The organism is Coprococcus sp. AM14-16 (assembly GCF_003434675.1).
Lineage (GTDB): Bacteria > Bacillota > Clostridia > Lachnospirales > Lachnospiraceae > Coprococcus > Coprococcus aceti.
The window spans coordinates 24,480-38,913 of sequence record NZ_QTLL01000002.1 but is presented as its reverse complement, the minus strand read 5'-3'; the positions used below and the strand labels follow the sequence as shown (position 1 = coordinate 38,913).

Annotated in this window: 15 protein-coding genes; 12 read left to right on the top strand and 3 right to left on the bottom strand. The window is 45.0% G+C overall.

Annotated elements, in window-relative coordinates; translation table 11 throughout:
- The first annotated feature begins 8 nt into the window (after positions 1 to 8).
- Together DW159_RS06340 and DW159_RS06335 are read left to right on the top strand one after the other, a co-directional pair.
- Positions 9 to 602, top strand: a complete 594-nt coding sequence (locus tag DW159_RS06340; RefSeq protein WP_022058945.1) for a cytidylate kinase-like family protein — start codon at positions 9 to 11, stop codon at positions 600 to 602.
- Positions 603 to 773: 171 nt separating this feature from the next.
- Entirely contained in the window at positions 774 to 3,428 is a 2,655-nt protein-coding gene (locus tag DW159_RS06335) for a bifunctional amino acid transporter/iron-containing alcohol dehydrogenase (protein WP_117549511.1), read from the top strand.
- A 60-nt stretch (positions 3,429 to 3,488) separates the two neighbouring features.
- Here the strand turns inward: DW159_RS06335 and DW159_RS06330 are convergent, their stop codons facing one another.
- On the bottom strand, positions 3,489 to 4,007 hold the full coding sequence (locus DW159_RS06330; RefSeq protein ID WP_117549509.1) for a type III toxin-antitoxin system ToxN/AbiQ family toxin: 519 nt from the start codon (positions 4,005 to 4,007) through the stop codon (positions 3,489 to 3,491).
- 356 nt (positions 4,008 to 4,363) lie between these two features.
- Between DW159_RS06330 and DW159_RS06325 the strand changes: the two genes are divergently transcribed.
- Complete coding sequence (locus DW159_RS06325) at positions 4,364 to 5,035, top strand: YoaK family protein (RefSeq protein ID WP_055224431.1); 672 nt, start codon at positions 4,364 to 4,366, stop codon at positions 5,033 to 5,035.
- A gap of 147 nt (positions 5,036 to 5,182) precedes the next feature.
- Here the strand turns inward: DW159_RS06325 and DW159_RS06320 are convergent, their stop codons facing one another.
- The gene (locus tag DW159_RS06320) at positions 5,183 to 6,655 is read right to left on the bottom strand and encodes a DUF1846 domain-containing protein (protein ID WP_015534206.1); all 1,473 of its coding nucleotides are present in this window, start codon (positions 6,653 to 6,655) and stop codon (positions 5,183 to 5,185) included.
- 287 nt (positions 6,656 to 6,942) lie between these two features.
- On the opposite strand from DW159_RS06320, the gene DW159_RS06315 reads away from it, so the two are divergent.
- From DW159_RS06315 to DW159_RS06290, 7 genes are all read left to right on the top strand, one after another.
- Positions 6,943 to 7,419 (top strand): methylglyoxal synthase, encoded by a 477-nt coding sequence (locus DW159_RS06315; RefSeq protein WP_055147786.1) that lies wholly within the window; start codon positions 6,943 to 6,945, stop codon positions 7,417 to 7,419.
- A gap of 190 nt (positions 7,420 to 7,609) precedes the next feature.
- Positions 7,610 to 7,747: a hypothetical protein gene (locus DW159_RS13605; RefSeq protein WP_158547586.1), complete on the top strand. Its 138-nt coding sequence runs from the start codon at positions 7,610 to 7,612 to the stop codon at positions 7,745 to 7,747.
- Between the two features lie 132 nt (positions 7,748 to 7,879).
- On the top strand, positions 7,880 to 8,815 hold the full coding sequence (locus DW159_RS06310; RefSeq protein ID WP_158547585.1) for a DUF4097 family beta strand repeat-containing protein: 936 nt from the start codon (positions 7,880 to 7,882) through the stop codon (positions 8,813 to 8,815).
- A 26-nt stretch (positions 8,816 to 8,841) separates the two neighbouring features.
- Positions 8,842 to 9,372 (top strand): GNAT family N-acetyltransferase, encoded by a 531-nt coding sequence (locus DW159_RS06305; protein WP_117549505.1) that lies wholly within the window; start codon positions 8,842 to 8,844, stop codon positions 9,370 to 9,372.
- A 289-nt stretch (positions 9,373 to 9,661) separates the two neighbouring features.
- Entirely contained in the window at positions 9,662 to 10,198 is a 537-nt protein-coding gene (locus tag DW159_RS06300) for a TIGR01440 family protein (RefSeq protein WP_117550523.1), read from the top strand.
- A gap of 28 nt (positions 10,199 to 10,226) precedes the next feature.
- Positions 10,227 to 10,748 carry an HAD family hydrolase gene (locus tag DW159_RS06295; RefSeq protein WP_158547584.1) on the top strand — a complete coding sequence of 174 codons (522 nt, stop codon included), beginning with the start codon at positions 10,227 to 10,229 and terminating at the stop codon, positions 10,746 to 10,748.
- A gap of 3 nt (positions 10,749 to 10,751) precedes the next feature.
- Positions 10,752 to 10,973 carry an HAD hydrolase-like protein gene (locus DW159_RS06290; protein WP_330410622.1) on the top strand — a complete coding sequence of 74 codons (222 nt, stop codon included), beginning with the start codon at positions 10,752 to 10,754 and terminating at the stop codon, positions 10,971 to 10,973.
- A gap of 78 nt (positions 10,974 to 11,051) precedes the next feature.
- On the opposite strand, the gene panD is transcribed toward DW159_RS06290, so the two are convergent.
- The gene (panD, locus tag DW159_RS06285) at positions 11,052 to 11,438 is read right to left on the bottom strand and encodes an aspartate 1-decarboxylase (protein WP_015534201.1); all 387 of its coding nucleotides are present in this window, start codon (positions 11,436 to 11,438) and stop codon (positions 11,052 to 11,054) included.
- A 163-nt stretch (positions 11,439 to 11,601) separates the two neighbouring features.
- Between panD and DW159_RS06280 the strand changes: the two genes are divergently transcribed.
- Positions 11,602 to 13,350, top strand: a complete 1,749-nt coding sequence (locus tag DW159_RS06280; protein WP_022216758.1) for an alpha/beta hydrolase fold domain-containing protein — start codon at positions 11,602 to 11,604, stop codon at positions 13,348 to 13,350.
- Between the two features lie 55 nt (positions 13,351 to 13,405).
- Complete coding sequence (locus tag DW159_RS06275; protein ID WP_022216759.1) at positions 13,406 to 14,371, top strand: glycoside hydrolase family 25 protein; 966 nt, start codon at positions 13,406 to 13,408, stop codon at positions 14,369 to 14,371.
- The last annotated feature ends 63 nt before the right edge of the window (positions 14,372 to 14,434 follow it).

The following is a 14,434-nucleotide window of genomic DNA, read 5'->3' as shown; positions in this document are numbered from 1 at the left end:
CGATGTAGATGAAACATTTTGTTGTGACCGTTGGATGTGAATATGGCAGCGGTGGAATAGAGATTGGCAAGATGGTAGCGAAATCTCTGGGAGTTGAGTATTACGACAGAGATCTGATAGATAAGGTCGTTGAGGAGATTGGCGTTGACAGAGATCTTGTCAAGAAGGCGGATCAGGGCGAGACAGTCAAGTATGAATTTGATACAAGCTTTGGACCGCGATATGCAAACCTTACAAACAGGGTTATTTATAAGCAGTTTGAGGTTATCAATAAATTTGCAGAGAAATCTTCCTGTATCATCATAGGACGGTGCAGCAATTATATACTCAAGGACAGAGATGACTGTCTGAATGTATTCATATATGCACCTACAGAAAAGAGGATACAGTATGTCATGGAGAAGAAGGGGCTTGATCATGACAAGGCGGCTGAGCTTGTCAAGTACAACGATGGGATGCTCAGTTCCAGATATAACTACATGACAGGTGGAGATATGAGAGACTGCAGCATGCGAGACATGATGATAGACTCCAGTGTACTTGGCCTTGAGAAAACTGCAAAGTACATACTTCAGATGATAGATCTGAGATTTGAGGATTAAGCATAAAAGAAATTGTGAATTAACATATATATGCAATTCCAACTACATCGCGAATATAGAAAATGACAATGGCGTCAGATGAACACGGAAAGTGTGATTCCTGACGCCATTTTTTTAACATTTTAACAAACTGTGGATGGTGTGCTTGGATGTATTAGAAAGGATGATATTATGGCAGGAAAAAAATCAGAATTTGATAAAGTATTTTCTGCCTGGGACATACTGGTGATAGCCTTTGGAGCCATGATCGGCTGGGGCTGGGTAGTATCCTCAGGCGACTGGATCACGAGAGGTGGAGTAATAGGAGCGGCCATCGGATTTGCACTTGGCGGTGTGATGGTATTCTTCGTTGGACTCACATATGCAGAGCTTACAGCTGCCATGCCTCAGTGCGGCGGCGAGCATGTGTTCAGCTATAAGGCTATGGGACCTATAGGTTCTTACATATGTACATGGGGTATCGTACTTGGATATGTCAGTGTTGTATGTTTCGAGGCGTGTGCACTTCCAACCATCATCACATATATATATCCAAAGTTCCTTCAGGGATATCTGTACACGGTGGCAGGTTTTGATATCTATGCATCGTGGCTTGCGGTTGCAATAATAGTTGCGATATTTATAACATATATCAATATAAAGGGCGCGAAGACAGCAGCACTTCTGCAGACCATACTTACAGTTGTGATCGGCGGTGTTGGTATTCTTCTCATAGTTGCATCAGTTGTGACAGGAGATGCTTCAAACCTTGACGGACAGATGTTCAACGGAGACTCCACAGGGGAGATATTTAAGACTATCCTCAGAGTTGCTGTTACCACACCATTCTTCTTCATTGGATTCGACGTAATCCCACAGGCTGCAGAGGAGATCAATGTACCTCTCAAGAAAATCGGTAAGATCATGATACTCTCAATTGTTCTTGCGGTTCTTTTCTATGCGCTTATCATCATAGGTGTAGGTTATGTCATGAATTCATCTGAGGTAGCTGCATCCATGGATGGATCAGGTCTTGTTACAGCGGATGCCATGGCAAAGGCGTTCAACAGCAGTATTATGTCGAAAGTTCTTATTGTAGGAGGTATGTGCGGTATCGTTACTAGCTGGAACTCATTCCTCATCGGAGGAAGCCGTGCAATGTACTCCATGGCAGAGTCATACATGATCCCGAAGACATTTGCAAAGCTTCACAAGAAGCACAAGACACCTGTAAATGCACTTTACCTTATCGGTTTCCTCTCAGTTCTCGCACCTCTTGCAGGCCGTAAGATGCTGGTATGGATAGTTGACGCAGGTAACTTTGGATGCTGTCTTGCATATTGCATGGTATCCCTTTCGTTCCTGATACTCAGGAAGAAGGCACCGGATATGAAGAGACCATATAAGGTTAAGCATTATAAGATCGTTGGTGCGCTGGCAGTTCTCATGTCTGGTTTTATGGTTGTGATGTACATAGTTCCAAATTCAGGAAGTGCACTCGTATGGCAGGAATGGGCTATGGCGGGTGGCTGGTCACTTCTTGGTGTGGTATTCTTCATAATATGTAAGCTTAAATATAAAGAAAAATTCGCTTCACATGTCGATGTCCTCATTGATGATGAGATCGTAGATGAGAAAGAGAACAGAGAGGAAGAGGTCAAGGCTGCTATCGAGCTTGTTATGGCTGAGGAGGATGAGACAAAATTTGTTCAGCCTATTGCCTTCAACTACAATCTTCCTGTAAATATTGCATTTGGTACCGGAAAGGTTGCCCAGACCGGTGAACTCACTAAGCCGTATGGTAAGAAAGCGCTCATCGTCACAGGCCGTAGCAGTGCAAAGAAGTCAGGCTTGTATGACAAGGTAAATGACAGTCTGAAAGCAGCAGGTCTTGAGACTGCACTGTTTGATAAGGTTGCACAGAATCCGCTCACTACAACAGCTATGGAAGGTGCAGAATTTGCCAAAGCAAATGGCTGTGATGTGGTCGTTGCCATAGGTGGTGGAAGCATCATGGATTGTGCAAAGGCTATAGCGTTCCTGGCACTCAATGATGGAGATATCAACGATTACATATTTGGCAGAAAGGTCAGCGATACGGCACTTCCACTTGTACTTATTCCTACAACCTGTGGAACAGGTTCAGAGGGAAATGGATTTGCGGTTCTCACCAATCCGGAAAATGGCGACAAGAAGTCACTCAGATGCAATGCCATCGTGGCAAAGGTATCCATCGTGGATCCGGACTGCATGAAGACCATGCCAAAGCATGTGCTTGCGGCAGTTGGATTTGATGCACTGTGCCACTGCATGGAGGCATACACATCAAAGATCTCGCAGCCATTTACAGATGCGCTTGCACTGTATGCGATTGATCTTATAGTCCACAATCTTGTGGATGTATATAAGGGCAGAGGAACCCAGGAGAGCTGGGAGAAGATAACACTGGCCAGCACCATAGGCGGTATGGTCATCAACACAGCCGGAGTCACATTGGCTCACGGAATGGAGCATCCGGCCAGCGGCCTTAAGGACATAGTTCACGGCAAGGGACTTGCAGCTCTGACACCAGTTATCATCGAGGCATCCTACAAGGGAGATCACTTCAAGTTCGCGAAGATCGCCAGAATATTTGGAGGTATCACGGCGGATGATTTGGCACCGAAGATCAGAACTCTTCTGAAGAATCTTGATCTTGACGTCAAGCTTTCAGACCTCGGCATAGAGGAGAAGGATATTCCTTGGATGGCTGAGAACTGTATGAAGGTTTCGGCAGCCAGCATAGCTAACAACCCTGTGGTATTCACACAGGAGGAGATCGCTGAGATATATAAGAAGGCAATGTAAATTGTAATATAAAGGATAGCAAACCGCTGCAGCCGGATGGGTTTCCGACTGTGGCGGTTTTTATTGTGAATTATAGTGCTTGCATATCTTTTCTAATTCTGCGAAGTTTAAGCAATCATGCCTTCGTTTAAAATATTCGCCGGACATGTATTTGTTGTAAAGAACGTTGGCTTTGTTGACTATTTTGTCGTAATTTTCATTACACCATTGGAGCTCCTGCCTGTAGAGTTGCTTTCTTTTGGCAATTTCAGAGGTATCGTGCTTTCTTATTTTGGTATCTATTCTTGATAATTGGGATGTTTCAACTGGAATCATTCTGCTGAAATTGAGAGCGGCGATGATTTTGATATTTATAATAATTCGAGAAAAATCAATCCTATCAGACATGTTTTCGTGTTTTGGTTTGAAGGATGTTAATGGTATACAATATTTTTGACCATTACAAGTGACTATAATTCCGATATATGGTCGAGTATGTTTAGCTAGTTGTGGACTTGAGTTGTATATTCTGTCATCTTTGGCGTGTAGATTGCGGATATATTTCATATCTATCCAATATAATTTTAATTCGTGTTTCAATATGCCTCCTTATAAAATGTAAAAGGACTATGCGTACATAGTCCTTTTTATAGTTCACCTGAAAGGTGACGCTATTCTGCTGAATGTCCACTTATATAATTGGCAGGACTCTCCATATGACTATAGAATAGCATAGAACCTGCATTTGTCAAGTTGTGTAAGTATAATAATTTGTTATGGTAAAAAATGCAATAACAGCCAAGGATATTTAACAGAATGTTTATAAAAGAATACATATTGTAAAATAAAGAATTTGTGTTATCTTGTTTAATTGGATTGCAGTTTGTATCAGGGAACTACCTACTGCATGAGACAGACTGCAAATATTAAATATAGATAGAAAAGAGACGATGCGTATGCTAAGAAAGAACAGAGAACTCAGACAGACATCCGAGACATTTCTGTTAAGTGCCATACTTGCACTGTCAGGAGGTTTTCAGGATGCATATACATACAATGCCAGAGATGAGGTGTTCTCCAACGCCCAGACAGGAAATGTGGTTCTCATGAGCCAGCATCTTATGATGGGAGATTTTAAGATTGCATTGAGATACCTTTTTCCGTTGATCGCATTTGCACTTGGCGTGCTGGTGGCGGAGAGGATAAGCCATAGATACAAGAATGCATCCCGCATACATTGGAGACAGATAGTTGTGCTGGTGGAGATCGTGATATTGTTTGCGGTTGGATTCATACCGGTGAGGTTCAATCTGCTCGCCACGATGCTTGTGTCATTTGCCTGCTCCATGCAGGTTCAGACTTTCAGAAAAGTAAATGGCTACGGCTATGCCAGCACGATGTGTATAGGAAATCTCCGAAGCGGAACGGAGAGTCTGTCGGTATACCTCAGGGACAAAGAGCCTGGGGCACTCAGAAAGGCCATGCACTATTATGGAATCATCATCATATTCGCACTTGGCGCCGGAGCTGGCGGCGTGTGCACGCTGCATCTGGGGTTCAAGTCGATCTGGATATCCAGTGCACTTCTTATGGTGGCACATCTCATGATGTATAAGGAGAAGAGATAACACACTGTTTTTATCTGAAGAGTAGCTGGATGTTCAAAATATCACAAAATTATCGCTAAACAGCAAAAAAGCGGCAGAAAGATACAATTTTAAATTATTTTGTATCTTTCTGCCGTTTTTTCATAAAAATGCGAAAATATTATGCGCTTACATCCTACCCTCATACACCGCTTCGTTCGTGAACTCGATTCCAAGCTTCTTGAATGTGTTCATATCAACCGCCGACAGTATGGCAGATGTGTGAAGCTGGCATCCGGCAAGCTTTGGAAGCTGCTGCAGAGCAAGCTTGGCATTTGGATCTGATACTGCACACATGGACAGGGCGATGAGAACCTCGTCTGTGTGGAGTCTTGGATTCTTGCTGCCAAGGTACTGAGTCTTGAGCTTCTGTATAGGTTCGATAAATGTTCTTGAGATCAGGTGTGTCTTCTTGTCGATGCCGCCAAGTATCTTGATGGCATTCAGGAGGACTGCTGATGAAGGTCCGAGAAGGTCTGAGGTAGAACCTGTGACGATGGTTCCGTCTGGCAGCTCAAGTGCAGCGGCAGCAGAACCGGTCTCCTCGGCAAGCTTGTTAGCAACAGGGACAACGGCGCGGTCATCCACGGTGATCTTTGCCTGCTTCATGATGAGTTCTTGCTTGTAGACCTCATCCTTTGTAGCCTCGTCTCTGACAAATCTGTTCACGGACTGATAATATCTTCTGATGATCTCCTGCTTTGAAGCCTCCTGACAAGCCTCGTCGTCAACGATGCAGTTTCCTGCCATGTTGACACCCATGTCTGTAGGTGACTTGTATGGGCAGTGTCCGTAGATTCCCTCGAACATAGCCGCAAGGACAGGGTAGATCTCTATATCACGGTTGTAGTTGACTGTAGTCTCACCGTATGCTTCCAGATGGAACGGATCGATCATATTCACATCGTTGAGGTCGGCAGTTGCAGCCTCGTATGCCAGGTTTACAGGGTGCTTGAGAGGAATATTCCAGATAGGGAATGTCTCAAACTTTGCATAGCCAGCCTTCACACCGCGCTTATTCTCATGGTAGAGCTGGGAGAGGCATGTAGCCATCTTGCCGCTTCCAGGGCCAGGTGCTGTGACGATGACGAGAGGTCTGGTAGTCTCAACATACTCGTTCTTGCCGTATCCCTCATCGCTGACGATCTTTTCTACGTTGTTTGGATATCCGTCGATTGAATAGTGGTGGTAAACCTTGATCCCTATTGCTTCAAGCTTCTTCTGGAAAACATCCGCAGAAGACTGTCCAGCGTATCTGGTGATTACCACACTGCTCACATACAGTCCCTTTTCTTTGTATACGCCTATAAGTCTGATGACATCCTGATCGTAAGTGATGCCGAGGTCGTGTCTGATCTTGTTGCGCTCTATGTCGGCAGCATTTATAGATATGATCATCTCAGCCTGGTCTGCAAGCTGGAGAAGCATCTGAAGCTTACTGTCCGGAGCGAATCCTGGAAGGACTCTGGATGCGTGATAGTCATCGAATAACTTTCCACCAAATTCCAGATACAGCTTGTCTCCGAACTGTCCGATCCTCTCTCTGATATGCTCAGACTGCATGGACAGATATTTGTCATTGTCAAAGCCAATTTTTCTCATCTTGTGAATCTCCTTAAACTATAATTGAACAGACATATGGTTTTGTCTGTGTATCTCTTTATGAAATAATGTAATAAGTAAGAATACTTAAATTTATAAAGCGTCCTATAAGAGAATACCACACAGATGGGAGAAAAAACAGAGGAAAGTTCGGCAAAATTGCAAATGTAATAATGCAGTAAATTTTTTCTGTATTATAGTGTTTTATATTGAAAATGATGGATGGATTGGGTAGAGTAAGGGTATGGGAGTAATGCTCGCAAATAGCAGGAACAGGAGGTACAGACATGAGTGCAGATTACATCACAATGACCATACCAAAGCAGAAAAGGATAGCTCTTATCGCCCATGATGCGAAGAAGGAAGAGCTCATCAGATGGTGCGAGGACAACAGGAACATACTGAGCCAGCATGAGCTGTGTGGAACGGGAACTACAGCCCGCATGATAACAGACAGGACAAATCTTCAGGTGAAGGGCTACAACAGCGGTCCGCTTGGAGGAGACCAGCAGATAGGTGCGAAGATTGTTGAGGGTAGGATAGATTTTGTAGTATTCTTCTCTGATCCGCTCACGGCAGCACCACACGATCCGGATGTGAAGGCTCTGCTCCGTATCGCTCAGGTGTACGACATACCGATGGCGAACAACAAAGCCACAGCGGACTTTATGATCCAGTCCAAGCTGATGGATGAGCCATATGACCATAAGGTCATCAACTTCCAGAAGAATATCGACAACAGGGCGAACACGCTGGGGAAATAATTGTATAGTGATAATGAAGTCTAAGGATCCACAGGATATCTGGCAAATGTCAGCCGACCTGTGGATTTTTTCTATTTTAGGCAGAGATAGTGGAGGGGCCTGGTTCCATCGGCGGTATAATTTTTCCGGAATGTTGTCAAAAAAATTATGTGAATAAAATGAGCGGCTTATGAGAAGGATGAAACGATTTATGGCATTTGCACTGTCGGCGGCTATGATGCTGGCCACGGTGAATATGCCGGAAGTGACCGCCTGGGCACAGGATACCGGCAAGGTGACATATTATTCAACATGGAGTGCTGCAAAAAATACTGTGGTTAAGAAATAATGAACCACATGGCACTGGATATATAGAATTATAGAGTTACAACACGCGGATGTATTGCAGGATTTGCAATACATCCGTTTTGTATATATAATGGGGTGGATGTAAAACATATTTGTATTGAGGTAAATGCATTTGAAAGTTGCAAAATGGATCATGCGGGCCATAGTTGTTCTGGTGGTCGGAGTCATGCTGACTGCGGTGATCATATCCGCCGGGCTTGGAAGACAGGCGCGTATGACGATGAAAGAAGAAAAAAAGGCAAAAGCGAAAAACTCTTACACAGAAAAAGAGATGACCATAACTGAGAAGTTCCGGAACATTAACATACAGGTGGCAGACGACATGGATGTGAAACTGGTGGAATCCGACGATGACAAATGTCACATCACATATTTTGATTCGCCCGACGTCATACATTCCGTGACGGTGCAGGATGATGCGCTGGTCATGACCTGTGCCGACAACAGGATATTTGGCTCAGACATAGGCTTTGGAGACGATCCTTATGTCGTGGTGAGTATACCGGAGGGAGAGTATGGAGATATATCCATGACCTCGAAGACGGGAACTCTTGTGTCCAGTGTGCAGATATCCTGTGGGACATTTGAAGTAACTGAGGTGAATGGCGGAGCGTATCTGTCCAATATAACCGCAGAAAATGTAAATGTCGTCACAGATTCCGGTGAGGTCACCATGGCTTCTGTGGATGCGGATAGTGTGAAGGTGAATGGCAGCAGCGGCGACTTTTCGATAATGAACGTCCACGGCGACAATGTCATAATATCTGCGGGCAAGGGTTTGCTTGAGGGGTATAATATAAAGGCGGCAAAGGTTGGACAGTTCATGACATCTTCAGGAGATATAAATGTAGATGCGTGCGATGGACATATGCTCTGGTTTGCGACGGAGAGTGGTAACGTGGATATATCATTCTTGTCGGAGAAACGTTTCCTTGTGAACAGCAAGAGCGGAGAGGTGGACATACCTGAGTCCCATATGGAAAATGAAAACAAGTGCATTGTCGATACCACATCGGGAGATGTCCAGATAAAATATGTTGACAGATAGAACGACTGAGTTTAGAAGGTTATAATATGGAATTAAAATTTGTTGATATTGATAATTATAGAAAACAGGTAAAGCACCTGTTCGTGACTGCGTTCCCAAGGGAAGAAAGACCTCCTATGTGGATGCTCACCAGAAGATGCAGACAGGGAAAGGCGAGGTTTCGTGCGGTTGTGGACTCGGGCAGATTTGTCGGACTGACATATGTGATAGGCGATGAGAGGGTGAAAACGCTCATGTTCCTTGCGATAGATGAATCGGCAAGAGATGGTGGATACGGCTCTGCAATATTAAAAAGGGTGAGAACAGAGTATCCGGATCAGAAGCTGTTTCTGAATATCGAGCCCCTTGATGAGAATGCGCCGAATTACGACCAGAGGTGCCGGAGAAAGGCGTTCTACGAGCGCAATGGCCTGTCCTGCCTGGATTACCAGGTCAGAGAAGCCGGTGTTACATATGAGATGATGACCTACGGAGAGTACGTGACACGGGACGAATACGAAGAGGTTATGAGAGTTATGTATGGCTCTCTTCTATATAAGATAATAAAGCGCATGTAAATGCAAATGTACAGGAAAGGAGATCTGTGACATGGCAAAGATGGTGAAGATAATAAAAAAGAAAGATGAATACTCAATGGAATATGAAGTGGGCGATGTGCTCAAGGTGGACAGCACATGGTACGGCGGCGTGACTGTGCTCGGCAAGACCGGTGTGCCGGTGTCCATAGATAAGGATGAATATGAGGAGGTTCAGGATATTTCTGAGCCGGAGAAAGCTGAACCTACGAGCATTGAGGAAGGACTCAGACCTGCGGGACAGGGCGTTTCAACAGAAGCCTTTGACCATTTGAAGGAGATCGAAGATGAGGTCCGCGGCGCTGTGAAGGATCTTCTTGCAGTTGCGGGACTTGAACCCGGCGATGCACTGGTGGTCGGCTGCTCATCCAGCGAAGTTGCAAATATGAGGATAGGCTCATTCTCCAGTGAGGAGATCGGCAAATGTATAGCGGGAGCAATACTCGATGAACTCAAAGACACAGGTGTCTACATGGCGGCGCAGTGCTGTGAACATCTGAACAGGGCAATAATAGTTGAGAAGGAATATGCAAAGGCGAACAGGATACCGATAGTCAATGTTGTGCCACAGCTCAAGGCGGGCGGTTCATTTGCCACAGCGGCATACGCAGATATGAAGGAGCCAGTGGCTATCGAGGCTATACAGGCACAGGCAGGCATTGATATAGGAGATACTCTCATAGGCATGCATCTTGCGCCGGTGGCCGTTCCGGTCAGATCTGAGCACAGCATGGTTGGAAGCGCACATGTGGTTATGGCGAGAACCCGTGCAAAATACATTGGCGGTGCGAGAGCCTGCTATCGCTAAAAAATAAAGAATTACCCGGAGGTATGACGTGTACGACAATATTATATTTGACTTATATGGAACATTGATAGACATTCACACTGATGAGGAGGACATCGCTGTATGGAAACATATGTGTGAGTTCTATGCGCAGCACGGAGTGAAATACAATCCGGCAGGACTCAGATCAAGGTACAAGAGACAGATCAGACGCGCAGAACAGGCCATGGCAAAGAAGAGGTTCAAATTCCCTGAGATACAGATACTTGAGGTATTTGAGCAGCTCACGTTGAAAAAAGATCAGACACCGTCCGATTGTGCAGAGCTGACAGTGGCTGCGGCTCAGGAGTTCCGCAAGGCGTCTACAGGATATATAAGACTGTATGACGGCGTGACGGATATGCTCGAACAGCTCAAGCAGGCCGGAAAGAAATTATACGTTCTGTCAAATGCACAGAGAGTTTTCACCTTCCCTGAGGTTCAGTCACTTGGCATAGAGGGATATTTTACAGATATATCGCTCTCTTCGGATTTCGGTGCAATGAAGCCGGATGCAGCGTTCTATCAGTAGCTCCTGGACAGAAATCATATCAATCCGAACAGATCCATAATGGTGGGAAATGACGCGGTATGTGATGTGCTGGCGGCGAAGCAGGTCGGACTCCACACCTGTTATGTACACTCCAATATATCCCCGGTGGATGATGCCGACAGAGACATAAAAGCAGACATAATTATGGATGAGGTAAATGTGCCGGAGATGTGCAGACTTATCCTTGAAGATGCCGACAGATAAGACCGGTCATATCCGAATATAAAAAAGAACTATTCGTCTTTAGTTAAAACGAATAGTTCTTTTTATTCTATATAGGATCTAGCTGAAAAGCTCTCCGTGCTTCTCGTAATCGGTAATACGTGAGATGGAGTTGTCATCATTTACAAATACGACCTTAGGCGTGTGCTCCTTTGCCTCCTCAGGTGTCATTGATGCGTAGCACATGAGAATGATGTGATCTCCGACCTGGACCTGACGGGCAGCAGCACCGTTGAGGCACATAACTCCTGATCCCGGCTCTCCGGCTATGGTGTATGTCTCGAAACGATTACCATTTTCTATGTCAACAATCTGTACTAATTCATACTCGAGGATTCCGGCGGCCTTTAAAAGCTCAGAATCTACAGTTATACTGCCGACGTAATTGAGCTCAGCCTGAGTTACAACTGCGCGGTGTATCTTACTCTTTAACATCGTAATATTCATAAGATTTGCCTTTCTATGCTGTATGCATCCTGTTTACCGCAATTATAATATCATAAATTGACAATATTGCAACAGTAAATAAAATCATTTCTTGATTATATTATTGACATGTGCAAAAATAACTGAAAGAGAGTTGTAGACCGGACATTTGGAAAGGTGGACAATGGAGAGCCAGAATTACTTAACTATTGCAATAGAAAAGATGGGGCACGTCATGCTTGATGACAGGCATATGAAAGCCTCTGACATATATAAAACAGCGGTTAAGCTTCACAAAAAAGAGGATTATAATCCGCCTTCTTATAATGAAGATAAGTTTAAGGTCAGATCGGTGTTTGAGAAGGGCGGACTGTGCTTTTATGTGATGCCTAAAGACGGCAGGGCGACGGAGTTCTTCATGTATATACACGGCGGAGGATTTGTGTCGAGGATAACACACAATGAATGGAAGTTTGTGTTCGACACGGTGGAGAGAACCGGCTATGGGGCGGTGGTTCCGATATACCCGCTTGCGCCGGAGCATTCGGTGACAGAGGCACTGGATATGCTTACGGGTGCGTATGACAAGCTGTGTGACTCGGAGGATGTCCAGCGTCTGGTGCTTCTCGGACATTCATCCGGAGGCTGTCTGGCGTTATCGCTTGCCATACAGTTGTGGAAGAAGGGCAGGAGAAGACCGGACAAGCTCATACTGTGCTCCCCGGTTCTTGACACGGAATTTGAGGACACGGAGCTTGAACAGAAGATGAGTGACAAGAGCCGTTTTATGTACAGATATTACTACACGCCGGGGATAAAGCATTTCCTCTCTGCTTACTGGGTGAAGGATGCGGCAGGCAGGACGGATATGACAAGTCCCGTGTATTACGACATAACGGATATATGCGATGAGATGGATATATTCACGACAAATGACGACATGCTCAACTGCTATGCCAGAAGGCTGTATGATAACGCAAGCAGGACGAATATGAAGGTGCATTACTATCAGTATTATGCGGTGACACACGATTATCTCGAGCATCCCCTCATACCGGAGTGCAAGACCATCATGAAGAAGATCGCCGGCTGCATCAAGGGAGATTCGGATTTTGTACCTGCTGACATAGAGAATGACATCTGGTGCAGGGCGATGATGGCGGAGCGTTATCCAAAGTTATATGAGGACAACGAGGCCATAAAGCTCACGGACAAATTAGGCATCGAGCATAAGAAGAGGAATGCCAGATACACATTTTACGACAGGACAGTCATGATGGAGAGGCTGGTCGCTGTGGACGAGAGGGTCCGAAACTTCATAAACAGATATGCGGACGGAATTATCGTCAATGTCGGATGCGAACTGGATACCATGTTTTCCCGTGTGGATAACGGCCGTATAAAGTGGTACAATGTTGATCTCCCGGAGCGCATAGATATAAGAAGAAAATACATGGAGATCCGGGACAGAGAGGTCAACATAGGAAGTTCAATATTTGATTACGAATGGCTTGATGAAGTGCAGAAGCCTCAGAATGTGGCGATCCTGTTTGTTGTATACGATATGATGAGATATTTTGACAAGGACAAGCTGAAGTTGTTCCTGGATGCGATATGGAAGAAGTATCCGGGGGCTGAGGTTGTATTTGATGCCAAGAATTCGGTTGCAAAACACAGATGGAACAGAAGCGTGTTCATGGGTAAAAACAAAGGAACGATGCTGCGGGTGAGCATAGATAACTGCACAAGTCTTATGTATGACTGGAACATCAAGTACAAGATACTCTGTGATGAACCGATACTCAGAGAAGCGGATCTTGAGAGAATGTTCTCACACAGTGAGGCGAGAAGGTTCAGACATGCCATAAAGAAGAAGTATGACAAGGTCATACATTTGCGGCTTGGCACGGAACATTTCCTTGATAATATGTAATCAGTGTATGCGGACTAAGGCGGACTAAGCTAAGAAGGAAGAGACAGGTAGAGATATGGACACACAACAGATAAAGAAATTTACCAGAAACTGGTGCATACTGGTTGGATCGGTATGTCTTATTGCTGGAATTGTTATAGGAATATTTATAGGAAGAGCGGGAGGATTTACCAACTCCAAGGCATCTCCGGGGCTTTCCTATGAATCGGGATATACGCTCGAGGATACGGAGATAACCAGTCTTATATATGACAATTACTGGAACTATATACCGACAGCGTACATCAATGTCGGAGAACTCGGCCCTGATGCGCTGCTGTACAAGATCAGCGACAAGGTGGAGAGAAACAATCTCGATGTTGAGAAGTTCTACACGGGCGACGATGGATATATGCATTACAGCGATGACAATATAAAGGACACACTGGTGGGTGTGGATCTGTCAACATTCCAGTCAGACATAGACTGGGAGACTCTGGCGAAGAACAAAGACATAGATTTTGTTATGCTCAGAGTGGGTTACAGAGGCTACACGCAGGGCGGACTGATGCTGGATTCAAGCTTTGAGGACAGCAAGGCGGCCGTCATCAAATACAAAATACCGACAGGGCTTTACTTCTTCACCCAGGCGATAACATATGACGAGGGTGTAGAGGAAGCGAATTTTGTCCTCAAACAGATAGGCAAGATGAACGTCAAGTATCCTATAGTTATCGACTCGGAGCTTATCGGCGACAGTGAGGCGAGAGGCGACAACGCATCGAATGATGAGAGAACGGATGGCATAGTCGGCTTCTGTGAGACGATAAAGGCGGCAGGCTACACGCCGATGATATATGCCAGCAGGAATATGTTCGCACAGTGCCTTGACATGGACAGACTCGGGGATTACGAGCTGTGGCTTGCACACTATGCAAATGTTCCTAATTTCCCATACAAATATACAGGATGGCAGTACACCGAGTCCGGAACCGTTGACGGTATATCCGGAGACGTGGATCTGGATCTCTGGTTCAAATAATAAACCTTGAATAAACGTGTTATCACAGCCCCGGTTGTTACATATTATAAATGGAATAAACAA